This is a genomic window from Micromonospora sp. NPDC023956 (genome assembly GCF_040639195.1).
GTDB lineage: Bacteria > Actinomycetota > Actinomycetes > Mycobacteriales > Micromonosporaceae > Micromonospora.
Map to the genome: position 1 here is coordinate 405,611 of NZ_JBEZZN010000004.1, position 22,935 is coordinate 428,545.

Genomic DNA, 22,935 nt, shown 5'->3' on the forward strand with positions numbered 1-22,935 from the left:
GGCCGATCGGGACATCATCGGTGAGTGGGGACGAACCACCGGGGCGGCTGTGCGGCCCCCGCCGAGGGACCGGGTAGGGTCTGACGCCGTGCCCGGCAATCCACGCCCCCGTACCGTGATCGGAATCCGGCTCGGCGCGCTCGCCGCGCGCCTCGGTGTCGAGCCGCCGGCGCAGGCCGCGGGCGTGTCGGTGACCGGAGTGACCCACGCCAGCCAGGAGGTCCGTCCGGGCGACCTGTACGCCGCCCTGCCCGGTGCCCGCCGGCACGGCGCGGAGTTCGCCGCCGGCGCGGCCGAGGCGGGCGCGGTGGCCGTGCTGACCGACGAGGCCGGCCGGGCGGCGGTGGCCGCCACCGGGCTGCCGGCGCTGGTCGTCGCCGACCCGCGCGACGCGCTCGGTCCGCTCGCCTCCGCCGTCTACGGCGACCCGACCGAGGGACTCACCGTCATCGGGGTGACCGGCACCGCCGGCAAGACCTCCACCGCCTACCTGGTCGAGTCCGGGCTGCGCGCCGCCGGGCACACCACCGGCCTGATCGGCACGGTGGAGACCCGCCTCGGCGACCTGGTGCTGGACAGCGTGCGGACCACCCCGGAGGCCACCGACCTGCACGCCATGCTCGCCGCCGCCCGGGAACGCGGGGTGACCGCCGTGGTCATGGAGGTCTCCAGCCACGCGCTGGCCATGGGCCGGGTCGGTGGCGTCCGGTTCACCGTGGGCGGGTACACCAACTTCGGCTCCGACCACCTGGACTTCCACGCCGACACCGCCGACTACTTCGCGGCCAAGGCCCGCCTCTTCGACGGCCGCTGCGCGGCCGAGGTGCTCAACCTCGACGACCCGGCGCTGCGTCCGCTCTTCACGCCGGACACGGTGAGCTACTCGGCGACCGGCGACCCGACCGCCACCTGGTGGGCCTCGGACGTCGACGAGGCCGGCTACGCCCAGCGGTTCACCGCGCACGGCCCGGACGGGCTGACCGTCCCCGCCGGGGTGGCGCTGCCCGGCCGGCACAACGTCGCCAACGCCCTGCTCGCCATCGCCACCCTGGTGGCGGTCGGGGTGGACGCGCGGACCGCCGCCGCCGGGGTGGCCGACTGCCCGGGTGTGCCCGGACGGCTGGAGCTGGTCCGGGCACCCGGCCCGGTCACGGGCGTGGTCGACTACGCGCACAAGCCGGACGCGATCGTCGCCGCGCTGACCGCGCTGCGTGAGCTGACCGCCAGCGGCGGTCGGCTGATCTGCGTCATCGGGGCCGGCGGGGACCGCGACCGGGGCAAGCGCCCGGTGATGGGGGCCGCGGCCGCCCACGGCGCGGACGTGGTCCTGGTGACCGACGACAACCCGCGCACCGAGGACCCGGCGGCGATCCGGGCCGAGGTGCGGGCCGGTGCCGAGACGGCGGACGCGGGGCCGGTGACCGTCCTGGACGTGGCCGGCCGCCGGGCCGCCATCGACGAGGCGGTCCGGATGGCCGGGCCGGGCGACGTGGTGGCCGTGCTCGGCAAGGGCCACGAACGCGGCCAGGAGGTCGGCGGCGAGGTGCTGCCCTTCGACGACCGCACGGAGCTGGCCGACGCGCTGCGCGCCCGCTTCGACGACCGGGTGGAGCAGTTGTGATCACGTTGACCCTGGCCGAGGTGGCCGCCGCCGTCGACGGACGGCTGATCGGCGCCGACCCGAGCGGCACGGTGAGCGGCCCGGTCGAGTTCGACTCCCGCCGGGTCCGCCCCGGTGGACTCTTCGTCGCCTTCGACGGGGAGAAGGTCGACGGGCACGACTTCGCGGTCCGGGCGGTGGCCGACGGCGCGGTCGCCGTCCTGGGCACCCGGGAGGTGCCCGGGGTGCCGATGGTGCTGGTCACCGACGCGCTCGCCGCGCTGGGCCGGCTGGCCCGCGCCGTGGTGGACCGGTTGCCGGAGCTGACCGTCGTCGGCATCACCGGCTCCTCGGGCAAGACCACCACCAAGGACCTGATCGCCCAGCTCACCGTGCGGCTCGGCCCGACGGTGGCCCCGCCCGGGTCGTTCAACAACGAGCTGGGCCACCCGTACACCGCGTTGCAGGCGGGACCGGAGACCCGGTTCCTGGTGCTGGAGAAGGGCGCCCGGGGGGTGGGGCACGTCCGTTACCTCTGCGACGTGGTGCCGCCCCGGATCTCGGTGGTGCTCAACGTCGGGGTGGCGCACATCGGGGAGTTCGGCTCCCGGGAGGCGATCGCCCTGGCCAAGGGGGAACTGGTCGAGGCGCTGCCGGTCGACGGGCTCGCCGTGCTCAACGCCGACGACCCCCTGGTCGCGGCGATGGCCGAGCGCACCCGGGGCCGGGTGGTCCGCTACGGCGAGGCGGTCGACGCCGACGTGCGCGCCACCGACGTGACGCTGGACGAGCGGGGGCGTCCCTCGTACACCTTGGTCACGCCGGAGGGCAGCGTCCCGGTGCGGCTCGGGTTGACCGGCCGTCACCAGGTTTCCAACTCGCTGGCCGCCGCCGCGGTGGCCCGGGAACTGGGCATGCCCCTGGCTGCCCTGGCCGAGGCGCTCGGCGGGCTGGGACTGGTCTCGACCCGACGGATGGACGTCTTCGACCGTCCCGACGGGGTGACGGTGATCGACGACTCGTACAACGCCAACCCGGCGTCGATGGCGGTCGCGCTGCGTGCGCTGGCCGGCATGCGGCGGGGGGACGGGCGGACGATCGCGGTGCTCGGCTACATGGCCGAACTGGGCCCCTTCGAGGTCGAGGGGCACCGGGAGGTCGGCCGGCTCGCGGCCGAACTGGGTGTCGACCGGCTGCTCGTGGTGGGCGAGACGGCGGCACCGATCCAAGCAGGCGCGACAGCGGTAGGAAACTGGGGAGGAGAATCGGTGCTGCTCACCGATCAGGCGGCGGCCGTCGAGGTGCTGCGCAGTGAGCTACGGCCAGGGGACGTGGTCCTGGTGAAGGGCTCCCGTTACCGCACCTGGGAGGTGGCCGACGCGCTGCGCGTCGACACGGGGGGCGGGGACGCCTCATGAGGGCCGTCATCGTGGCCATCGGGGTGGCCTTCCTGGTCTCGCTCCTCACCACCCCGATCGCGATCCGGGTGTTCACCCGACTCAAGGCGGGACAGCCGATCCGATCCATCGGGCTCGCCAGCAACCAGGGCAAGAAGGGCACCCCCACCATGGGCGGGGTGGTGTTCATCATCGCCACGGTCATCGCGTACGTCGCCGGGCACCTCGCCCTGACCACCCTGCCGGACCAGCAGATCGCCCAGGTCGAACCGACCATCACCGCGCTGGTGCTGCTGGGGCTGATGGTCTTCTCCGGCGCGGTCGGCTTCGTCGACGACTTCGTCAAGGTCCGCAAGCGCAACAGCGGCGGCATCAGCGCGCGGGCAAAGCTGATCGGCCAGATCCTGGTGGGCGCGGTCTTCGGGGTGGTGGCGCTCTACTTCCCCAGCAGCATGACCGACGCGAGCGGCGCGATCACCAACGTCGAGACCGTCGGCAGCACCACCCTGAGCTTCATCCGGGACATCCCGGCGCTGGAGGTCGGCAAGGTCGCCTCGGTGGTCATCTTCATCTTCGTGGTGATGGCGGCGACCAACGGCGTCAACCTCACCGACGGTCTGGACGGTCTCGCCACCGGCGCGTCGGTGATGGTGCTCGCCGCGTACGCGCTGATCGCGTTCTGGCAGTACCGGCACTGGTGCGCCGACCCGAACTACACCGAGGACTACTGCTACACCGTCCGGGACCCGCTGGAGATCGCGCTGATCGCGGGCGCGGCGGCCGGCGCCTGTGTCGGCTTCCTCTGGTGGAACACCTCACCGGCCCGGATCTTCATGGGTGACACCGGCGCGCTCGGCCTGGGCGGGCTGATCGCCGGCATGGCGATGTCCACCCGGACCGTGCTGCTGCTGCCGATCATCGGTGGGCTCTTCGTGATCATCACCATGTCGGTGGTCATCCAGATCATCTCCTTCAAGAGCACCGGCAAGCGGGTGTTCCGGATGTCTCCGCTCCAGCACCACTTCGAGTTGGCGGGCTGGAGCGAGGTCAACATCGTGGTCCGGTTCTGGATCATCGCCGGGATCGGCGTGGCGATCGCCCTGGGCCTCTTCTACAGCGAGTTCCTCGCCAACGTCAGCTGACCGGCTCGCCGGGGTGGTCGGGAGGGGTCCCCTGTGACGCGGAAAGCGGTAGCAGGGCACCCTGGGACCACCCCGGCGGCAACTCGACACGCCGAGAGTCGGGGGTTCCGCGCGAAGCGGGCGACGGCAGCGGCGATGATGGGCGGGTGGGGGAGGACCGAGGGAACACCAGGACGGTCGACGGGCAGCCGCGGGGAGCCGCCGCAGGGCGTACCGGCGACCCGCCCGCGCCGCTACGCGGCCTGGACGCCGCCGGTGGGCTGGCGGCGTTGCGTGGCCTGCTCGCCCGGCCGCTGGCCTCGTACTACCTGCTGATCTCCAGCGCCGGCCTGCTGCTGCTCATCGGGCTGGCCATGGTCTTCTCCGCGACCAGCGTGCAGGCGTTCGCCCAGGAGGGGAACGCCTTCGCCGCGCTCACCAAGCAGGCGATCTTCGCGGTGATCGGCATCGTCGCCTTCTGGGCCTGCCAGCGGCTGCCGGCCCGCACCTTCCGGGTGCTGGGCGGGCCGGTACTCGGGTTGTCGGTGGCGCTGCTGGTGCTGCTCAACCTGCTGCTGGTGTACGGCAGGCTGTTCGACACCGCGTCGAAGATCGGCCCGTTCGAGGCGGAGTTGCTCTGGCTCTACCTGGGACCGATCGGGTTGCAACCCTCCGAACTGGCCAAGTTCGCCATGGTGCTCTGGGGGGCCGACGTCATCGCCCGCAAGGGCGTGAAGCTGGGCTGGTGGAAGGAGTTGGCCACCCCCCTCTTCCCGGTGGTCGGGCTGCTCTTCGTCCTGGTCGGCTACAACGACCTGGGCACCATGCTCTGCCTGCTGGCCCTGGTGATCGGTCTGCTCTGGGCGGCCGGGGTCCGGAAGCGGGTCTTCGCCGTGCTCTCGGTGGTCGGGCTGCTCGGGGTCGCCCTGCTGGTGGCGGTCGCCTCGCTCGGCGCCGGTTCCGGCGCGAGGGGCGAGGAGAACTACCGTCTCGCCCGGCTGACCATGTTCATCAACCCGCCGCCGCCCGACGAATGCAAGATCAACGGCTGTTACCAGATCGCCCAGGCCCGGTACGCCATCGACCTCGGCGGCTGGTTCGGCACCGGGCTCGGCCAGAGCCGGACCAAGTGGGACTGGCTGCCCGCCGCCAACAACGACTTCATCTTCGCGGTCATCGCCGAGGAACTCGGGGTGGTCGGCTGCGTCGTGGTGCTGGCACTGTTCGCGGTACTGGCGTACACCGGGCTGCGGATCGCCCGCCGGGTGGAGGACCCGTTCCGGCGGCTCGCCGCCGCCGCCGTCACCACCTGGCTGGTCAGCCAGGCTGTGATCAACATCGGCGGGGTGGTGGGGCTGCTGCCGATCACCGGCCTGCCGCTGCCGTTCATCTCCGACGGCGGCAGCGCCCTGGTGGTGACCCTGGCCGCGATCGGAATGCTCGCCTCCTTCGCCCGTGCCGAGCCGGACGCCGCGCGGGCCCTGCACGCCCGTCCGCCCGCCCGATGGGTCCGACTAGTGTGGGCCCCGTTGCCGCCGCTTCCCGGCCGGCGTCGCCGGCCGGCGACGCCACCGGCCGACCGTGGGTCCGTACCCCGGGCGCGGACGCGGCGCAACGACGACGACGAGACGGCGCCGCGCGGCGCCCGGGGCACCCGGAACCGCGCCGGGTCGGCCAGTGAGAGGAGACGCTGATGGGTCCGCTGCGTTCGGTGGTGCTCTGCGGAGGGGGCACCGGGGGACACATCTACCCGCTGCTCGCCTTCGCCGACTGCCTCCGCCGGCACGACCCGAACGTCCGGATCACCTGCCTGGGCACACCCAAGGGCCTGGAGAACGAGCTGATCCCGCCGCACGGCTACGACCTGCGCACCATTCCCGCCTACCAGCTGCCGCGCTCGGTCAACATGAACCTGGTCCGGACCCCGGGTCGGATGTGGACCGCGGCGCGCGCCGCCGGCGCGGTGATCGACGAGGTCCGCGCCGACGTGGTCGTCGGCTTCGGCGGCTACGTCTCGGTGCCCGGCTACCTCGCCGCCTGGCGGCGGGACCTGCCGATCGTCATCCACGAGGTCAACGTGCCGCCGGGGGTGGCCAACCGGCTGGGCATGAAGTTCACCCGGCACGTGGCGGTGGGTTTCCCGCACCAGCCGCAGCAGGCCGAGGCGCTGCGGGAGGCCCGGGTGGTCGGGGTGCCGCTGCGGCGCGGTATCGCCGGGCTGGACCGGGTCGCGTACCGCAACGCCGCCCGCGCCCGGTTCGGGCTCCGGCCCGACCTGCCGGTGCTCTTCGTCGCCGGCGGCTCGCAGGGGGCCCGTTCGATCAACCTGGCGGTGGCCGGGGCGGCGAAGGAACTGGCCCGCTACGGCGTACAGGTGCTGCACGTGATCGGCGCCCGCAACGAGCCGGTGCCGGTCCCCACCGACCTGCCGGTGCCCTACGTCACCCTGCCCTACCTGTCCGAGATGGAGCTGGGCTACGCCGCCGCGGACCTGATGCTGGGCCGGGGCGGGGCGATGACCTGCGCCGAGGTGGCCGCGATCGGCCTGCCCACCATCTACGTGCCGTACCCGCACAGCAACCAGGAGCAGAAGCGCAACGCGCTGCCCGTGGTCGAGGCCGGCGGCGGGCTGCTGGTGGACGACGCCGAACTCACCCCGGACTGGGTCGAGCGGACGGTCATCCCGCTGATCCGTGACCCGCAGCGCCTCTCCGCGATGGGTGCCGCCGCCGCCAACTACGGCCGGCGCGACGGCGACGAGGCGCTGCTCCGATTCGTCTACGAGGCGGTGGCCCGGTGAGCCGGGCGACCGCGACGGGAAGGTACCTCCCATGAACACCGCGCAGTTCTCCCCGGCCGGCACACTGACCGCCGAGGACCTGGGCACCATCCACCTGATCGGGGTGGGTGGGGTCGGCATGAGCGGCCTGGCCCGGCTCTTCCTCACCCGGGGCATCCGCACCACCGGCAGCGAGCTGCGGGAGTGGCCCTCGCTGGCCGGGCTGCGCGCGCTGGGCGGCACCATCCACATGACCCACGAGCCGGCCAACCTCGACGGGGTGGACACCGTGGTCTACTCCTCGGCGATCCCGGCGGACCACCTGGAGATGGTGGAGGCCCGACGGCGCGGGCTGCGGGTGCTGCACCGGTCCGAGGCCCTTGCGGCGGCGATGACCGGCCGGCGGGCGGTGGCCATCGCCGGCACGCACGGCAAGACCACCACCACCTCGATGGCGACCATGGTGCTCCAGCAGGCCGGCGAGGACCCGTCGTTCGTCATCGGCGGGGAGATCTCCGAGGTGGGCTCGGGCGCGCACCACGGCACCGGGCAGTACTTCGTGGTGGAGGCCGACGAGAGCGACCGGTCCTTCCTGATCTACCGGCCGTTCGTCTCGGTGATCACCAACATCGAGCCGGACCACCTGAACACCTACGGCGACTTCGCCACGCTGAAGGCGGCCTTCGCCGACTTCGCCCGGCTCACCGACCCGGCGGGCTTCGTCGTCACCTGCGCGGACGACCCGGCGGCCCGGGACCTGGCCGCGACCCTGCGGGCCGAGGGCCGCCGGGTGTACACGTACGGCGAGTCGCCCGACGCCGACCTGCGGATGACCGACATGTCGTCGTCGGCCCGGGGGGTCCGCTACCTGGCCGAGGTGGACGGACGCGCGCTCGGCGAGATCCGTCTGCCGGTGCCCGGCCGCCACATGGGACTCAACAGTGCCGCCGCGGTGCTCACCGCGTACCTGCTGGACCTGCCGCTGACCGCCAGCGCGGACGCGCTGGCCGCCTTCCCCGGCGTGCGGCGGCGGTTCGAGCGCAAGGGCGTGGCCGACGGCGTCCTGGTCTACGACGAGTACGCGTACCACCCGACCTCGATCACCCTGGCCCTGCGGACGCTGCGCGAGGTGGCCGGGGAGGGCCGACTGATCGTGGTGTTCCAGCCGTACCGCCTCTACCGCACCCGCGACCTCCAGGCGGAGATCGCCGAGGGGCTGGCCATCGCCGATGAGGTGGTGCTGCTGGAGGTCTTCGGCCCGGGTGAGCTGCGCCAGCCGGGGGAGGGCTCGGCCGCCCTGGCCGAGGCGATCGACCTGCCGGCCGAGCGGAAGGTCTTCGTGGACTCCTGGGAGGCGGCGCCGGTCGAGGTGGCTCGGCGGGCCCGTCCCGGGGACGTGGTGGTCACCATGGGCGCGCCGCCGATCTCGCTGATGGGCGACCAGCTCCTCGACGCGCTGCTGGCCCGCACGGGCGACCCCGGTGCGGCCGGCCCGGCGACCGGTGCCCCGGTCGGCACCACCACCGCCCCGGTCACCGACGCCGCCGCCCCGGGCACCGGTACGGACGGCGCGTCGCCAGCGGGCGGATGAGTCCCGGCCCGGCGCGGGGGCGGACAGCCGGCGCGGAGCCCGGCGGCCGGCGCGGCGCGGCCCGGCGGTGGCAGCTGGTCCGGGCCGGCACCGACGCGGTGCCGCCGTCGACCCGCCGGTTCATGCAACGGGCCCGGCAGCGCCGGCTGCGGGCCGCGCTGCCCTGGGCGGTCGCCGGCGGGGTGCTGGTGCTGGCCGGGATGATCGCCTGGACACTGCTCGGCACCGGCCTGTTCGGCGTGCGCGAGGTGCGGGTGCTCGGCACCGAGCTGGTGACTCCGGTACAGGTCCGGCAGGCGGCGGCGGTGCCCGACGGTGTCCCGCTGGCCCGGGTCGACCTGGCGGCGACCGCTCGCCGGATCGGCGAGCTGCCGGCGGTGGAGCGGGCCACGGTGACCCGGGACTGGCCGGACGCGCTGGTGGTGCGGGTGGTGGAGCGGACACCGGTGGCGGTGGTTCCGCAGGGCGAGCGGTTCGTCGTGGTGGACCGGTCCGGAGTGGCGTTCCGGGAGGAACCGGCACGCCCGGAGGGCCTGCCGCTGGCCCGGGTGGCCCGGCCCGGCCCGGACGACCCGGAGACCCGGGCGGCACTGGAGGTGCTCGCCGTGCTCACCCCGCAACTGCGCGAGGCGCTGGTGGACGTCACGGTGGAGGGGCTGGCCCGGATCACGGTCCGGCTTTCCGACGGGCGCACCATCGTCTGGGGGGACGCGACCCGGGGCGAGGACAAGGCCCGGGTGGCGACCACGCTGCTCGGTCGGAATGCCGACACCATCGACGTCAGCGCCCCTGACGTGGTGACGTTCCGGTGACCGGGGAGGCCGGAGAGGGTGAGCCTGCCCGCTCTCCGCAGCGACACGCCGGTCAGGTCCTTGGCTCATCGCGCGGCGGCGCTTACGTTGCCCGGAAGAGGATCAGTAGTTGACATAACTGTAAGCCTCTAGTAGAGGGTGAAGGTTAAGCCCTTCGTCTTCACGGGGCGACAGTTGACGTCGACGGCGATCCGGGGCGAGCCGTCGGTCGGCGTGGCCAATCTCGAAGGGAAAGGACCGGAGATGACACCTCCGCACAACTACCTGGCGGTCATCAAGGTCGTCGGCATCGGGGGCGGCGGGGTCAACGCCGTCAACCGGATGATCGAGGTTGGGCTCAAGGGCGTCGAGTTCATCGCGATCAACACCGACGCGCAGGCGCTGCTGATGAGTGACGCCGACGTCAAGCTCGACGTCGGCCGTGAGTTGACCCGGGGGCTCGGCGCGGGCGCCAACCCCGACGTGGGCAAGAACGCCGCCGAGGACCACCGCGACGAGATCGAGGAGGTGCTCAAGGGCGCCGACATGGTCTTCGTGACCTGCGGCGAGGGCGGCGGCACCGGCACCGGTGGGGCGCCCGTGGTGGCCAACATCGCCCGCAAGCTGGGGGCGCTGACCATCGGTGTGGTCACCCGGCCGTTCTCCTTCGAGGGCAAGCGGCGGCAGGTGCAGGCCGAGGCCGGAATAGAAGAACTGCGCAACCAGTGCGACACGCTCATCGTCATCCCGAACGACCGGCTGCTGGCCCTCGGTGACCGGGGCATCAGCATGATGGACGCCTTCCGCCAGGCGGACCAGGTGCTCCTCTCCGGTGTCCAGGGCATCACCGACCTGATCACCACGCCGGGTCTGATCAACCTGGACTTCGCCGACGTCAAGAGCGTGATGAGCGGCGCGGGCAGCGCGTTGATGGGCATCGGCAGCGCCCGGGGCGAGAACCGCGCGGTCGAGGCGGCCGAGGCGGCCATCTCCAGCCCGCTGCTGGAGCAGAGCATGGACGGCGCGCGCGGTGTGCTGCTCTCCATCGCCGGTGGCTCCGACCTGGGCCTGTTCGAGATCAACGACGCGGCCCAGTTGGTCACCGACGCGGCCCACCCGGACGCGAACATCATCTTCGGCGCGGTCATCGACGACGCGCTCGGCGACGAGGTGCGGGTGACCGTGATCGCGGCCGGCTTCGACGGCGGCGCGCCGGCGTACAAGGCGGTCGACTCGGGGCGCAAGAGCAACCAGAACCAGCCGACCAGCCCGCCCGCGTCGACCCCGACGCAGGCCAGCATGCCCCCGCCCAGCCAGTCGCCGCGCCGGGTCCTCTTCGACGACGTCGACGTGCCCGACTTCCTCAAGAACGGTTCCTGAGCCACGCCCATGACCGATCCCACCCCGCCGCACCCCGACCGCCGAGCCGAAATCGCCGCCGGGCTGGCCCGGGTCCGGGCCAGGATCACCGACGCCTGCGCCGCGGCCGGGCGGGACCGCGCCGAGGTGACGATGATCGCGGTGACCAAGACGTACCCGGCCGGCGACGTGCTCGCGCTGGCCGGGCTCGGCGTCGTGGACGTCGGGGAGAACCGCGACCAGGAGGCGTCCGGCAAGGCGGCCGAGGTGGCGGCGGCCGGGGCGCGGCCCCGGTGGCACTTCATCGGGCAGCTCCAGCGCAACAAGTGCCGGTCGGTGGTCCGGTACGCCGACGTGGTCCACTCAGTGGACAGTGCCCGGCTGGCCGACGCGCTCGGTGCCGCGGCCGAACGGGAGCGGGACCGGCCTCTGGAGACGTTGGTGCAGGTCAGCATCGACGGCGACCCGGCCCGGGGCGGGGCGCTGCCGGACTCCACCGACCCGGACCGGGGGCTGCACCGGGTGGCCGAGGCGGTGGCCGGGGCGGCGTCGCTACGGCTGGCCGGGCTGATGGCGGTGGCGCCGCTGGGCTGGGAGCCGGAGCGGGCCTTCGCCCGGCTCGCCGAGGTGGCCGAGGCGTTCCGGACCGTCCATCCGCGAGCCACCGCACTCTCCGCCGGCATGAGCGGCGATCTGGAGATCGCGATCGGATACGGCGCGACACATGTCCGCGTCGGCAGCGCGTTGCTCGGAATGCGTCCCACGCTGCGGTAGCCTTCGCGGGAAGGCAAATTACATCAGTGTTGTTTGGGCCGGCGTCCCACGTCGGGGGTCAGGCGGACGACCGCGAATCGTCCGCTGCGGTTGCCGGCCCGGTCCGGTGGGCAGAGGGAGTCCCACACGCGACACGCGACACGGGCACGGGGGCGCGTGCCGCACGGCGGACGGAAGGGCGCGGCGATGGGTGCACTGCGCAAGGCGGGGGTCTGGCTCGGTCTCGTCGAGGAGGACGACGAGCGGGGCTACGACGACGGTGGCTACGAGAAGGGTGGCTACCGCGAGTCGCGGTACCGGCAGAGCCGGTACGCCGAGGAGTTCGCCGACGACGATGACGACGACAACGACGACCCGCCGGCCCCCCGGCCCCGAGCGAGCGAGCGGAGCCGGCTGACCGAGCGGACGACCTCCCGTACGGAGAGCGACCGGGGCGACACCGACCGGCTGGAGCGCGCCGATCGGTCGGAGCGCGCGGAGCGGGCCAGCGTCCGCTCGATCACCCGGTCCGGTGCCGGGGAGACCTCGGGCGGGGCGTACCACACCCGGGACAACCTCGCCCTGGCTCCCCAGGCCCAGCCCCGGGAGCGGACCGTGGTCGCCGAGGAGGAGCAGCGTTACCAGATCACCACGCTGCACCCGACGACCTACCGTGAGGCCAGGACCATCGGCGAGCACTTCCGCGACGGGGTACCTGTGATCATCAACCTCACCGAGATGGACGAGGCCGATGCCCGCCGTCTGGTGGACTTCGCCGCCGGTCTGGCGTTCGGACTGCGGGGTACGATCGAGCGCGTGACCAACCGGGTGTTCCTGCTCTCACCAGCCAATGTCCAGGTCACCGCGGAGGACAAGGCCAAGATCGCTGAGGGTGGCTTTTTCAGCCTGGGGTAACACCCCCCGACCGAGGGACGTCGCCTACCGTGTTGTCGATCCTGCTCCAGGTGCTGTACCTGATCCTGTACGTCTTCCTGCTCCTCCTCCTGGCCCGCTTCGTGCTCAGCGCCGTCCTCCAGTACGGTCGCCGCTGGCAGCCCGGTCGGGGAGCGTCGGCGGGACTGGAATCCGTGTGGAGCGTCACTGATCCGCCCCTGAAGGCGTTGAGGCGGGTGATCCCTCCGCTGCGGATTGGTACCGTGAGCATCGACCTGGCTTCCCTTGTGCTCCTGGTTATCCTGTTCGTGCTGATGGAGTTCGTGTTAAGGCGGCTGATCCTCGGGTGAACACCCGGTGACAGCCCGCTACGCGGCCGCAACTGACCCGAGGAGTTTCGATGCCGCTGACCCCGGCCGACGTCCACAACGTCGCCTTCAAAAAGCCGCCGATCGGCAAGCGGGGGTATGACGAGGAGGAGGTTGACGCCTTCCTGGACGAGGTCGAGCGCGAGCTGGCCCGTCTGATCGAGGAGAACAACGAGCTCCGCGCCCAGGTGGAGCGCGGTGGCCGTGGTGCCGCCCCGGCCGGCCCCGGTGCCGACCCCCGGCTGGCCGCAGAGCTGAACGACGTGAAGGCCCAGCTCGACCGGGTCCAGCGGGACAAGGCCGCCGCCGAGCAGGCCGCCCGCGCGATGCAGGCCGAGCTGGAGCAGGTCCGCTCCCAGGGCGGCCCGGCCCCGACCGGGGACGGCGAGCAGCAGGCGCTGCGGGTGCTGATGATGGCGCAGCGCACCGCCGACGACCACCTCTCCGACGCCCGGCGCGAGGCCGACCAGCTCCTCTCCGAGGCCCGGACGAAGGCCGAGGAGGTCACCCGCGAGGCCCGTAACAAGGCCGACGCGCTGGAGCGGGACGCCCGGCAGCGGCACCAGGAGGCGATGGGCGGGCTGGACGCCAAGCGCACCGCGCTGTCCAAGCACATCGAGGAACTCAAGCAGTTCGAGCGGGAGTACCGCACCCGGCTCAAGGCGTACCTGGAGAGCCAGCTGCGCGACCTCGGTGCCCGGGGGCAGGACATCGAGGCCGACATCAACGGCAGCGAGGGCGGCCGCAGTGTCGGCAGCGGTGGTCTGGCGACCGCCGGTCTCGGTGGGTCGTACGGCGGCGGGGGCCGCACCAACGCCCTCGAAGCCGGCCACTGAGCCCGGCGACCAGCTGACCCGGATCGGATCGACGCGACGGGGGTGAGCCGTGATAGTCGGTAGTCTCCTGCTCATCCTCGTCGCCGTCGTGCTCCTGGTGGTCGGCCTCGTGGGCGGCTCCAGCGTCCTGCTGATCGCCTCCATCGGGGCCAGCCTCCTGGCCGCCGTGGCTCTCGTGGTGGGTGCCCGCCAGGTGGCCACCGCACGGACGGCGGCGGACCCATCCGGTCCGACCACCCGTCCCGGCGACCGTCGCCGTCCGCCGGCGACCGCCGGCACGGCACCGACCGACCCCCGGACCACGGCCGGGCAGGCCGTACCGGCCCAGTTCACTCCGACGACGGACGGCGCCGGTGGCAGCGGGTGGCGGCAACCACCCGGGTCACCGGTGGCCGAACCGGAGTCCCCGACCGCGCCCGGCTCGCCGGTCGCGGTCGCGCGGGACGAGGACCCGGACGACGAGCCCGGCGTGCAGGAGGTCTCCCCGGCCGACGCGGCCCGGGTGGCCCGGCTCGACACCGAGGTCCTGGTGGTCGACGGCCGGCCCCGCTACCACGTCGCCGACTGCCCGCACCTGCTCGGTCGGGAGCCCGAGCCGCTGCCCGCCTCCGAGGCCGTCGAGTTGGGGTTCACCCCGTGCGCGGACTGCGCGCCGGACACCGTCCTGCTCGCCGACTCGCACCCGTCCTGACCGGCCGCCGTGCCCGGGGACGAGACGCTGACCGTCGCGGTCCGGGTCAAGCCCGGCGCGTCCCGCGCGCGGGTGGGCGGGCGCTTCGACGGCCCGCACGGTCCGGCCCTGGTCATCGCGGTGAACGCCCCGGCCGTGGACGGTCGGGCCACCGAGGCGGCCCGGAAGGCGCTGGCCCAGGCGCTCGGCGTGCGACCGGCGGCGGTGTCACTGCGTGCCGGGGCGGCGAGCCGCGACAAACTCTTCCTGGTGGCGCACCCCGAACCGGCCGTCAGCGGGCTGCTGTCCCGACTGCGCGACGGACCGGACGGGTGACGATCGTCCAGCGCGGACGCCGGTGACGCACGACCTGGATGTCGCGCTGCTGGTCGGCGCGGCGGTGCTGCTGGTCGCCATCGCGGCGGTCCGGTTCTCCTCCCGGCTGGGGGTGCCGAGCCTCCTGGTCTACCTGGCGCTCGGCGTGGTGATCGGCCGCTCCGGGCTGGGCATCCGGTTCGACGACGCCGAGCTGACCCGGATGCTCGGCTTCTGCGCGCTCATCGTGATCATCGCCGAGGGCGGCCTCACCGCCCGGTGGAGCACCCTGCGTCCGGTGCTCGGACTCGCCGCCGCGCTCTCCACGGTGGGGGTGCTGGTGAGCATCCTGGTGGTGGGGCTCGCCGTCCACCTGCTGCTCGGGCTGGACTGGCGGCTCGCCCTCCTCTACGGCGCGGTGCTCTCCTCGACCGACGCGGCGGCGGTCTTCGCCACCCTGCGCCGACTGCGCCTGCCACCCCGCCTGGTGGCCACCCTGGAGGCCGAGTCGGGGATGAACGACGCCCCGGTGGTGCTGCTCGTGGTGCTGCTGTCCCGGGGCTTCCCGCTGTCGCACCCGTGGTGGTACGAGCTGCTCCTGGTCTGTTACGAGCTGACCGCCGGGGCGGCGGTGGGCCTCGTGACCGGGTACCTCGGCCGGTGGGCGCTGCGCCGGGCGGCGTTGCCCTCGGCGGGGCTCTACCCGGTCGCGGTGGTGGGCACCACCGTGCTGGCGTACGCGGTCGGAGCGTCGGTGCACGCCTCGGGGTTCCTCGCCGTCTACGTGGCGGGGGTGCTGCTGGGCAACGCCCGGCTGCCGCACCGGCAGGCGATTCTCGGGTTCGCCGACGGGCTGGCGTGGCTGGCCCAGATCGGCCTCTTCGTGCTGCTCGGACTCCTGGTGACCCCGGCCCGGTTGGACGAGGCGATCCTGCCGGCCGTGGTGGCGGGCCTGGCGCTGCTCTTCGTCGCCCGGCCGTTGAGCGTGGCCGCCGCGGCGCTGCCGTTCCGGTTCGGGGTACGGGAACAGGCGTTTCTCTCCTGGGCGGGGCTGCGGGGCGCGGTGCCGATCGTGCTCGCCACCATTCCGCTCTCCGGCCGGGTGCCCGGTGCGGACCGGCTCTTCGACTCGGTCTTCGTGCTCGTGGTGATCTTCACACTGGTGCAGGCGGGGACGTTGGCCCCGGTCGCGCGTCGGTTGCGGGTGACCGCGCCCGCCGAGGCGGCGGAGATCCGGGTGGAGACGGCCCCGTTGGAGCGGATGCGGGCGGACCTGCTCCAGGTGGAGGTGCCGGTCGGCTCGCGGCTGGCCGGGGTGCACCTCGACGAGTTGCGGCTGCCGCTCGGGGCGTCGGTGACCCTGGTCCTGCGGGACGGCACCGGATTCGTGCCGGGCCCGGACACCCGGCTGAAGACCGGGGACAGCTTGTTGATCGTGGCGACGGCCGCGGTGCGGGACGCGGCGGAGCGGCGGCTGCGGGCGGTCAGTCGCCGGGGCCGGCTGGCCCGGTGGTTCGGGGAAACCGGGGATGATCGTGGCGATTGACCTGTTATTGTCCTTTTGCTCCGATTGAGGATTGTTCGGGGATGAAACACGGGATATCGGAGCGGCACGTTGTCGGACGCCTGTACGTTCCGTATTCTTGCGAATCTCTGGAGTGCGCGACGGCTGTCGCGCGCCCCTTTTGTTCAATGGGGGACGCCACCGCCGGCGGCCCCCGTCCAGGCACCGGGGACCGCCGCGGTTGCCGCGGCCGAGGGAGTGACGATGGCGAAGCCAGACACCAGGACCGCCGGCCGGAAATCGACGGCGAAGTCCCCCCGCAGCGCTGCCGAGACCGAGAAGATCCGGGCTGCCCTGGCGGCACGGCGTGACGAGTTGCGCGCCGAGTACGATCACACCCTGAGCGAGATCACCGAACTCCAGCGCGACCGGTTGACCGACTCGGCCGGTGACGATCCGGCCGACACCGGGGCCCGGACCTTCGAGCGGGAGCAGGAGATCTCCCTCGCCAACAACATCCTGGAGCGGATCACGCAGGTCGAGCGGGCACTGGAACGGCTCGACGAGGGCGGTTACGGCTGGTGCGAGCGGTGCGGCAACCCGATCCCGGTGGAGCGGCTCGCCGCCTTCCCGTCGGCCACCCTCTGCGTGACCTGCAAACAGCTGGAGGAGCGGCGCTGACGCGTGCTCCCCGGCGGCCGGGCCGAGGTCGGTGAGCGATCACCGCGGAGCGTCGATGGGGAGCACATGACGGCAGCAGGGCCGGACGGGCCCGGAACCGCCGAGCCGGGCGGCGGCGGGCCCGGACGACGCCGGGCGATCGTGGTACTCGTCGGCACCGCCGGGCTCGCCTTCCTGGCCGACCTCTCCACCAAGCACCTCGCGCTGGCCACCCTGGACGACCGTGACCCGGTCCGCCTGCTCGGCGGAACGGTCTACCTCACCCTCACCCGCAACAGCGGTGCCGCGTTCAGCCTCGGCGCCGACCACACCTGGGTCTTCTCGCTGATCACCATCGCGGTGGTCGGCTGGATCGGCTGGATGGCGCTGCGGCTGCGGTCGGTACCCTGGGGGCTCTCGCTCGGCCTGGTGCTCGGTGGTGCGTTCGGCAACCTCGCCGACCGGATCTTCCGGGCACCGGGGCACTTCGTCGGCCACGTGGTCGACATGGTGAGCCTCTTCGACCCGTACGGCCGGGTCTGGCCGGTGTTCAACCTCGCCGACAGCGCGCTGGTCTGCGGGGTGGTGCTGGCGGTCGCCCTCGAACTCACCGGCCGGCAGCGCGACGGGACCCGGCTGCGGGCGGGCGGCACCGGGCCGGACGCCGCGAGCCCGGACGCCGGGACCGACGGTTCCCGGACGCCCCCGATCGGGAACCGACCGAAGACCACCGACATCGAGCAGCGGGAGCGGGCATGACCACGACGCACGGTGGCGACCACCGTTCCCTACCGGTTCCCGACGGCCTGGACGGCATGCGGCTGGATCAGGCCGTGGCCCGGCTGTTCGGGCTCTCCCGCACCGCCGCCGCAGCCCTGGTCGACGGGGGCGACGCACTGGTCGACGGGGCGGTCCGGGCGAACTCGCACAAGGTCAAGGCGGGCTCCTGGCTGGAGGTCACCCTGCCCGCGCCGGCCGCCCCGCCGACCGTGGTGCCGCAGGCGGTGCCAGGGCTCCGGGTGGTGCACGCCGACGACGACATCGTGGTGGTGGACAAGCCGGTGGGGGTGGCCGCCCACCCCAGTCCCGGCTGGACCGGCCCGACCGTGATCGGCGGCCTGGCGGCGATCGGGCACCGGATCTCCACCAGCGGCGCGGCCGAGCGGCAGGGGGTGGTGCACCGGCTGGACGTGGGCACCACCGGGATCATGGTGGTGGCCAAGAGCGAGCAGGCGTACACCGCGTTGAAGCGGGCCTTCAAGTTCCGCGAGGTCGACAAGCAGTATCACGCCGTGGTGCAGGGCCACCTGGATCCGTTGCGCGGCACCGTCGACGCCCCGATCGACCGGCACCCGCACCACGACTACCGCTGGGCGGTGGTCTCCGGCGGCAAGCCGAGCATCACCCACTACGACACGATCGAGGCGTTCCCGGCGGCCAGCCTGGTGGACGTCCGGTTGGAGACCGGCCGGACCCACCAGATCCGGGTGCACTTCTCCACGTTGCGGCATCCCTGCGTGGGCGATCTCACCTACGGCGCCGACCCCACCCTGTCGGCCCGGCTCGGCCTGTCCAGACAGTGGCTGCACGCCCGCGCGTTGAGCTTCCTGCACCCCCGAACGGGGGACGAGGTCCGCTTCGTCAGCGACTACCCTGACGACTTGGATCGCGCGCTGGGACGCCTGCGCGACTGACGTGCCGGCCACGGCGGCGGTCCACCGGTAACCCATCCGACGAGGGGGCGGTCGCCCGTGCGCGCCGGTGAGCTGTTGCGCCGACTGGACCAGCGGTTCCTGCCGCCGCTGGTCCGGGCCCTGACCGGCCGGGACGCCCCCCGGCCGGGGCTGCTCGGCTGGGTCGCGCTCGTCTCGGTGGGCGCGGTCCTGCTCACCGCGGTCTGGGCCACCGGCCGTCCGCCGGCCGGCGACCGGACGGTGGGCGAGGTGACCCGGGTCGGAGTGGGCGAGGGCGACTCGATCCCCGGCTACCTCCGCTCCGCCGGCGACGAACTCGACGCCCTGCCCGACCCGGCCCCGTCGGCGTCCGCCGGGTCGACCTGGGCGCTGGTGTCCCTGGCGGAGTACCTGCCGCCGGACCGGCTCGCTCCGGTGCTCGGGGACGTCCCGGTCTCCGCGGTCTTCGGGCGGGTGCCGCTGCCCGGTCGGCAGACGCAGATCGTGCGCATTCCGGCCGTGCGCGTGCCCGAGGACGTCCGCGCCGGGATGGTGGAACTCGCCGACCGCAAGGACCGGGAGGCGGCCGACTACCGGGCCCGCGGCGCGGAACTGACCGGCGACGCGCCGCGCGAGCGGGAACTGCGCCAGCTCTACGACAGCGGTGCCGAGGTGGCGGCGGTCGAGGCGGCGGCCTACCGGGCCGGCTGCTCCTGCGTGTACGCGGCGGTGGTCCGGGCCGAGCCGGCCCGGCTGCGTACGGTGGCGGCCCGCCCCGGGGTCCGGGCGGTGGACCCGGCACCCGAGGTCGAGCGGCTGGACCGGACGGTCTTCACGCCGCCCCTGCCCGAGCAGGAGGATCAGGTCCGGCCGCCCGCCGACGAGCAGCTGCCGAGCGCGTCGTCGGTGCCCCCGCCCACCGGCCGTACCACCCCGACCGCGACGCCGGAGGGTACCGTGACCAGCACTCCGGCCCCGACCGCGCCGATCAGCCCGACCGGCCCGGCCGGGGCCACCACGGTTGCGCCCGCGCCGTCGGGGGCCAGCACGTCCGGGCCGATCGACGGGGACGATTCCGAACCGACGCCGTGAGACCGGCGACGGGGAGGTGCGCGTACCGGTGTGGTCCGAATAGGGTTGGCTTCGTAGCCTGTCGGGCGGAGATCGATGGCGCTGGGAGGGCGAGCCTTGGACGGCACCGAGACCGGTTGGGGTCGGTCAGCCGAACCAGCACCACGTTGGCGCACGCTGCTCGACCGGGCGCGGCTCGGTGGCCGCGGCGGCGGGGAGCAGGTCGAGGCCGACCGGGAGGCGGACGAACCGTTCCTGCCGCCGGCACCGGACCCACTGCCCCGGCGGGGCGGCGGCAACGGCTACGCCGGGCGGGCGCGGGCGATCGAGCCGGCGTACGGCGGGGAGTACCGGCCGGATCCGGGATATCCGGCGGAGCCCGGTCACCCGGTCGAGTCGACCTACCGCGCCGAGTCCGGCCACCGGTCCGACCCCGGGTACCGGGTGGAACCGGTCTACCAGGCCGGGACGACCTACCCGGCTGAGCCGACCTACCGCGCTGACGTCGAACCCGGCTACCGCCATGACGTCGAACCCGGCTACCGCGCTGACGTCGAATCCGGCTACCGCGCTGACGTCGAACCCGGCTACCGCGCGGGTTCCGGCTACCGGTCCGACGACGGCTACCGCGCCCAGCCGGTCTACCGGCAGCCCGAGCCGGCGTACCCGACCGAGCCGAGCTACCCGATCGAGCCGGCCTATGCGGCCGTGCCGGTGTACCCGGCGGAGCCGGCCTATCCGGCCGAGCCCGCGTACCCGACGGAGCAGGCCTACGCGGTCGAACCCGGGTACGCGGTCGAACCGGCGTACCCGAGCGAGCCGGTGTATCCGGCCGACCCGGCGTACCCGGCCGACCCGGCGTACCCGGCCGGGGCGAGTTACCGGGCGGAGCCGGCCTACCCCGAACAGACCTACCCCGCCGCGCCGGTCTACCAGCCCGAGCCGGCCCATCCGGTCGAGCCGGCGTACCGGGCGGAGCCGTCCCCGCCGGTGGAGTCCCGCTACGCGCTGCTGGAGCAGTACCGGCACAACCCGCACCCCGCTGAGAACCGGTACACGGCGCTGGAGAGCGGCTACCCCCAGCCGGAGCCCGCGTACCCGCCGCCGGTGGCCCGTGCGGCGGTACCGGCGGTCGTCGACCGCGGCTACCCGGCCCGGCTGGAGTGGCGACCGCAGGCCGTCGAGAACGAGCAGGAGCGGGCCGCGGCGATCCTGCGCCGCGATGTCGGCACCCCCCGGGTGCTCGCCTTCGCCAACCCGAAGGGCGGGGTGCACAAGACCACCGCCACCGTGCTGGCCGCCGCGACCGTGGGCAGCGTGCGCGGGCGGGGTGTGCTGGCCTGGGACGACAACGAACTGCGCGGCACCCTCGGGCTGCGCGCCGGCAGTGCCCGGCACGCCCGGACGATCCGCCACCTCATCGCCGACCTGGCCTCGATCGAGATCAGCCAGGGCCCCGACCTGGTGGAACAGCTCGACGACTACCTGCGGCACGCCTCCGACGGCTCGTACGACGTACTGGCCGGGGAGGAGAGCCCCCGGTTCGCCCAGAAGCTCGACAAGTACACCGTCCAACGGGTGCTCGACCTGCTCCGCCGGACCCACGACGTGATCTGCGTGGACACCGGCAACAACGTGGAGAGCCCCAACTGGCGGGCGGTGATGAACGCCGCCGACCAGCTCGTGCTGACCACGGTGCCCCGGGAGGACGCGGCGTTCAGCGCGGACTGGATGCTGGACCTGCTGCACGAGGTCGGCATGGGCGAGCTGGCCGACAACGCGGTGACGCTGCTCTCCTGTCCCAACCCCGACCGGTCCCCGCTCCTGGACGACCTGCAACGGCACTTCGCCACCCGGACCCGGGCGGTCGCCGTGGTGCCGTACGACCCGGCCCTGGAGACCGGCTCGTCGATCGAGTACCACCAGCTCCAGCCGGAGACCCGCGAGGCGTGGCTGCGCGCCGCCGCGGTGATGCTGGAGCCCTTCGCCCGCTGAGGCCGTGGCGCGTTGCGCCGTGTGGCCCGGCTGCACGCGGCCACCGCCGTGCCCGGGTGGCGGGCTGCCTGAGAGGATCACCGGGTGAGCCCGGCCGTCCCCGATCCCGACCGTCCCGTCGTCCCCGCCGACGCGGCGTCCCCACCGCATCCCGGAACCGACGGACCGCAGGACGCCGACGCGCCACCTGCGGACGGCGTAGCGGCCGGTGTGCCGACGCGGCGGGCGCTGGGCCGGACGGCCGGCACGGTCGGGCTGCTGACCCTGCTGGGCGTCCCCCTCGGGCTGCTCTGGGCCGGGCTCGCCCCGGGCATTCCGGTGATCAAGACCGCCGAGGGGGCGGTCTACGCCGAGGCCCAGCCGGAGCAGCCGATCGCGGCGGACGGCTGGTTCAGCCTCCTCGGCCTCGGGTTCGGGGTGCTCGTGGCCCTCGGCCTGTGGTTCCTGCTGCGCCGGAACCGGGGCCCGCTGGAACTGTTCGCGGGCGTCCTCGGCAGCCTGGGTGCCGCCGTGGTGGCCTGGCAGCTGGGCCGGCGGATCGGGCTGGAGGAGTTCCAACGCCTGCTGGTCGAGGCACCCACCGGGCGGCACTTCGACAAGCCGGCCGACCTGCGCGCGGGCGGGATCGACCAGGTGCTCGGCGTGCTACCGGTGCCGTACGGCAACCTGCTGCTGCCGGCGTTCGCCGTCGCCGTGACGTACACCCTGCTGGCCGGCTGGTCGCGCTGGCCGTCCCTGCGTCCGGAGCCGGACCAGGTCAGTTGGGTGCCGGCGGGGACGACAGCTCCCGCAACGGCACCGGAACCGCCCGCACCTGACGCAGCAGAGCCGCCTCGCGGTTGAGCAGCCGCAGTTCGGCGCGGAGCCGACCGGCGGTGTCGTCGATGGCGAGCAGCCGCTGCCGATCGGCCACGGTCAGCGCGGCGGTCGCCGCGACCAGGTGGGAGAGGACCGTCGGGTCGTCCGGCAACTGCTCGGCGATCGCCTCCGGGTCGGGCCGGATCAGCGCGAGATACCGCCGGAAGATCGCGATCACCCGGGCGGCGAGCAGCCCGGTGCTCTCGTCGGCCTCCTCCGGTTCGGGCCGCCACTGGACGTCGGCGGTGAGGTAGGGCGCGGTGTGCTCGTCGATCCCGGCCAGCCGGAACCGCCGCCGGCCCACGGTCACCACGTCGAAGCCGCCGTCGGCCAGCTCGGTGACCTGCCGCAGCTCCGCCGTGCAGCCCACCTCGTACAGCGTCATCCCGGCCAGCCCGGGGGGCGACCCGTCGGCCGGTGCGGACGGGGCCACCTCGGTGCCCCGCTCGATCGCCACCACCCCGAACTCCCGGGGCGTGCCCTCCGGCAGTGCGAGCAGGTGGCGGACCAGCGCGCGGTACCGTTCCTCGAAGATGTGCAGCGGCAGTACCAGCCCGGGGAAGAGCACCGTCTGGAGCGGGAACACCGGCAGCCGTGCGGTCACGCCGTCGAGGGTAGCCCGATCCGGTGGGGCGTGGCTCACCCCACCGTCCCGGCGTTCGGACGCCGTACCGGCGTCGCCCGCACGGCCGCCTAGACT

General features: G+C 73.6%; 22 protein-coding genes. 21 read left to right on the forward strand and 1 reads right to left on the reverse strand.

Annotated elements, in window-relative coordinates:
- Nucleotides 1-49 precede the first annotated feature (49 nt).
- The 21 genes from AB0F58_RS11425 (at nt 50) to AB0F58_RS11525 (ending at nt 22,220) form a co-directional block, all read left to right on the forward strand.
- Nucleotides 50-1,621 (forward strand): UDP-N-acetylmuramoyl-L-alanyl-D-glutamate--2,6-diaminopimelate ligase, encoded by a 1,572-nt coding sequence (locus AB0F58_RS11425; protein ID WP_357141407.1) that lies wholly within the window; start codon nt 50-52, stop codon nt 1,619-1,621.
- The gene (gene murF, locus AB0F58_RS11430; RefSeq protein WP_357141411.1) at nt 1,618-3,018 is read left to right on the forward strand and encodes a UDP-N-acetylmuramoyl-tripeptide--D-alanyl-D-alanine ligase; all 1,401 of its coding nucleotides are present in this window, start codon (nt 1,618-1,620) and stop codon (nt 3,016-3,018) included. Before AB0F58_RS11425 ends, murF begins: the two co-directional genes overlap by 4 nt.
- On the forward strand, nt 3,015-4,139 hold the full coding sequence (mraY, locus tag AB0F58_RS11435) for a phospho-N-acetylmuramoyl-pentapeptide-transferase (RefSeq protein WP_357141413.1): 1,125 nt from the start codon (nt 3,015-3,017) through the stop codon (nt 4,137-4,139). Before murF ends, mraY begins: the two co-directional genes overlap by 4 nt.
- Before the next feature lie 260 nt (nt 4,140-4,399).
- On the forward strand, nt 4,400-5,812 hold the full coding sequence (locus AB0F58_RS11440; RefSeq protein WP_357141850.1) for a putative peptidoglycan glycosyltransferase FtsW: 1,413 nt from the start codon (nt 4,400-4,402) through the stop codon (nt 5,810-5,812).
- Nucleotides 5,812-6,918 carry an undecaprenyldiphospho-muramoylpentapeptide beta-N-acetylglucosaminyltransferase gene (gene murG / locus AB0F58_RS11445; RefSeq protein ID WP_357141416.1) on the forward strand — a complete coding sequence of 369 codons (1,107 nt, stop codon included), beginning with the start codon at nt 5,812-5,814 and terminating at the stop codon, nt 6,916-6,918. Before AB0F58_RS11440 ends, murG begins: the two co-directional genes overlap by 1 nt.
- A gap of 31 nt (nt 6,919-6,949) precedes the next feature.
- Nucleotides 6,950-8,488, forward strand: a complete 1,539-nt coding sequence (gene murC / locus AB0F58_RS11450; RefSeq protein WP_357141419.1) for a UDP-N-acetylmuramate--L-alanine ligase — start codon at nt 6,950-6,952, stop codon at nt 8,486-8,488.
- Nucleotides 8,485-9,300, forward strand: coding sequence for an FtsQ-type POTRA domain-containing protein (locus AB0F58_RS11455; protein ID WP_357141421.1), 816 nt, complete (start codon nt 8,485-8,487; stop codon nt 9,298-9,300). The genes murC and AB0F58_RS11455 overlap by 4 nt, the downstream gene beginning before the upstream one ends.
- Nucleotides 9,301-9,543: 243 nt before the next feature.
- Complete coding sequence (ftsZ, locus tag AB0F58_RS11460) at nt 9,544-10,659, forward strand: cell division protein FtsZ (protein WP_357141424.1); 1,116 nt, start codon at nt 9,544-9,546, stop codon at nt 10,657-10,659.
- Nucleotides 10,660-10,668: 9 nt separating this feature from the next.
- Complete coding sequence (locus AB0F58_RS11465; protein WP_357141426.1) at nt 10,669-11,412, forward strand: YggS family pyridoxal phosphate-dependent enzyme; 744 nt, start codon at nt 10,669-10,671, stop codon at nt 11,410-11,412.
- A 186-nt stretch (nt 11,413-11,598) separates the two neighbouring features.
- The gene (gene sepF / locus AB0F58_RS11470; RefSeq protein ID WP_357141428.1) at nt 11,599-12,306 is read left to right on the forward strand and encodes a cell division protein SepF; all 708 of its coding nucleotides are present in this window, start codon (nt 11,599-11,601) and stop codon (nt 12,304-12,306) included.
- A gap of 29 nt (nt 12,307-12,335) precedes the next feature.
- A complete protein-coding gene (locus tag AB0F58_RS11475) occupies nt 12,336-12,635 on the forward strand; it encodes a YggT family protein (protein ID WP_145836246.1) in 300 nt (99 codons plus the stop codon).
- Between the two features lie 50 nt (nt 12,636-12,685).
- On the forward strand, nt 12,686-13,489 hold the full coding sequence (locus tag AB0F58_RS11480; RefSeq protein ID WP_357141432.1) for a DivIVA domain-containing protein: 804 nt from the start codon (nt 12,686-12,688) through the stop codon (nt 13,487-13,489).
- Between the two features lie 49 nt (nt 13,490-13,538).
- Nucleotides 13,539-14,180, forward strand: coding sequence for a hypothetical protein (locus tag AB0F58_RS11485; protein WP_357141435.1), 642 nt, complete (start codon nt 13,539-13,541; stop codon nt 14,178-14,180).
- Nucleotides 14,181-14,189: 9 nt separating this feature from the next.
- Nucleotides 14,190-14,495 carry a DUF167 domain-containing protein gene (locus AB0F58_RS11490; protein ID WP_357141438.1) on the forward strand — a complete coding sequence of 102 codons (306 nt, stop codon included), beginning with the start codon at nt 14,190-14,192 and terminating at the stop codon, nt 14,493-14,495.
- A 22-nt stretch (nt 14,496-14,517) separates the two neighbouring features.
- Nucleotides 14,518-16,020 carry a potassium/proton antiporter gene (locus AB0F58_RS11495; RefSeq protein ID WP_357141441.1) on the forward strand — a complete coding sequence of 501 codons (1,503 nt, stop codon included), beginning with the start codon at nt 14,518-14,520 and terminating at the stop codon, nt 16,018-16,020.
- A 222-nt stretch (nt 16,021-16,242) separates the two neighbouring features.
- The gene (locus tag AB0F58_RS11500; RefSeq protein WP_357141444.1) at nt 16,243-16,659 is read left to right on the forward strand and encodes a TraR/DksA C4-type zinc finger protein; all 417 of its coding nucleotides are present in this window, start codon (nt 16,243-16,245) and stop codon (nt 16,657-16,659) included.
- 66 nt (nt 16,660-16,725) lie between these two features.
- On the forward strand, nt 16,726-17,397 hold the full coding sequence (gene lspA, locus AB0F58_RS11505; protein ID WP_357141447.1) for a signal peptidase II: 672 nt from the start codon (nt 16,726-16,728) through the stop codon (nt 17,395-17,397).
- The gene (locus AB0F58_RS11510) at nt 17,394-18,332 is read left to right on the forward strand and encodes an RluA family pseudouridine synthase (RefSeq protein ID WP_357141449.1); all 939 of its coding nucleotides are present in this window, start codon (nt 17,394-17,396) and stop codon (nt 18,330-18,332) included. Before lspA ends, AB0F58_RS11510 begins: the two co-directional genes overlap by 4 nt.
- A gap of 57 nt (nt 18,333-18,389) precedes the next feature.
- The gene (locus tag AB0F58_RS11515; protein WP_357141452.1) at nt 18,390-19,403 is read left to right on the forward strand and encodes a hypothetical protein; all 1,014 of its coding nucleotides are present in this window, start codon (nt 18,390-18,392) and stop codon (nt 19,401-19,403) included.
- Between the two features lie 96 nt (nt 19,404-19,499).
- Nucleotides 19,500-21,377, forward strand: coding sequence for an AAA family ATPase (locus AB0F58_RS11520; protein ID WP_357141453.1), 1,878 nt, complete (start codon nt 19,500-19,502; stop codon nt 21,375-21,377).
- 84 nt (nt 21,378-21,461) lie between these two features.
- Entirely contained in the window at nt 21,462-22,220 is a 759-nt protein-coding gene (locus AB0F58_RS11525) for a DUF2567 domain-containing protein (protein WP_357141456.1), read from the forward strand.
- Here the strand turns inward: AB0F58_RS11525 and AB0F58_RS11530 are convergent.
- Complete coding sequence (locus AB0F58_RS11530; RefSeq protein WP_357141459.1) at nt 22,135-22,839, reverse strand: LON peptidase substrate-binding domain-containing protein; 705 nt, start codon at nt 22,837-22,839, stop codon at nt 22,135-22,137. The genes AB0F58_RS11525 and AB0F58_RS11530 overlap by 86 nt on opposite strands.
- Nucleotides 22,840-22,935: the final 96 nt, after the last annotated feature.

Coding starts and splice junctions, on each gene's coding strand:
- ftsZ (WP_357141424.1), top strand. CDS start 9,544: ATGACACCTCCGCACAACTACCTGGCGGTCATCAAGGTCGTCGGCATC.
- sepF (WP_357141428.1), top strand. CDS start 11,599: ATGGGTGCACTGCGCAAGGCGGGGGTCTGGCTCGGTCTCGTCGAGGAG.
- AB0F58_RS11500 (WP_357141444.1), top strand. CDS start 16,243: ATGGCGAAGCCAGACACCAGGACCGCCGGCCGGAAATCGACGGCGAAG.
- AB0F58_RS11465 (WP_357141426.1), top strand. CDS start 10,669: ATGACCGATCCCACCCCGCCGCACCCCGACCGCCGAGCCGAAATCGCC.
- lspA (WP_357141447.1), top strand. CDS start 16,726: ATGACGGCAGCAGGGCCGGACGGGCCCGGAACCGCCGAGCCGGGCGGC.
- murG (WP_357141416.1), top strand. CDS start 5,812: ATGGGTCCGCTGCGTTCGGTGGTGCTCTGCGGAGGGGGCACCGGGGGA.
- AB0F58_RS11480 (WP_357141432.1), top strand. CDS start 12,686: ATGCCGCTGACCCCGGCCGACGTCCACAACGTCGCCTTCAAAAAGCCG.
- murC (WP_357141419.1), top strand. CDS start 6,950: ATGAACACCGCGCAGTTCTCCCCGGCCGGCACACTGACCGCCGAGGAC.
- AB0F58_RS11510 (WP_357141449.1), top strand. CDS start 17,394: ATGACCACGACGCACGGTGGCGACCACCGTTCCCTACCGGTTCCCGAC.
- mraY (WP_357141413.1), top strand. CDS start 3,015: ATGAGGGCCGTCATCGTGGCCATCGGGGTGGCCTTCCTGGTCTCGCTC.
- AB0F58_RS11455 (WP_357141421.1), top strand. CDS start 8,485: ATGAGTCCCGGCCCGGCGCGGGGGCGGACAGCCGGCGCGGAGCCCGGC.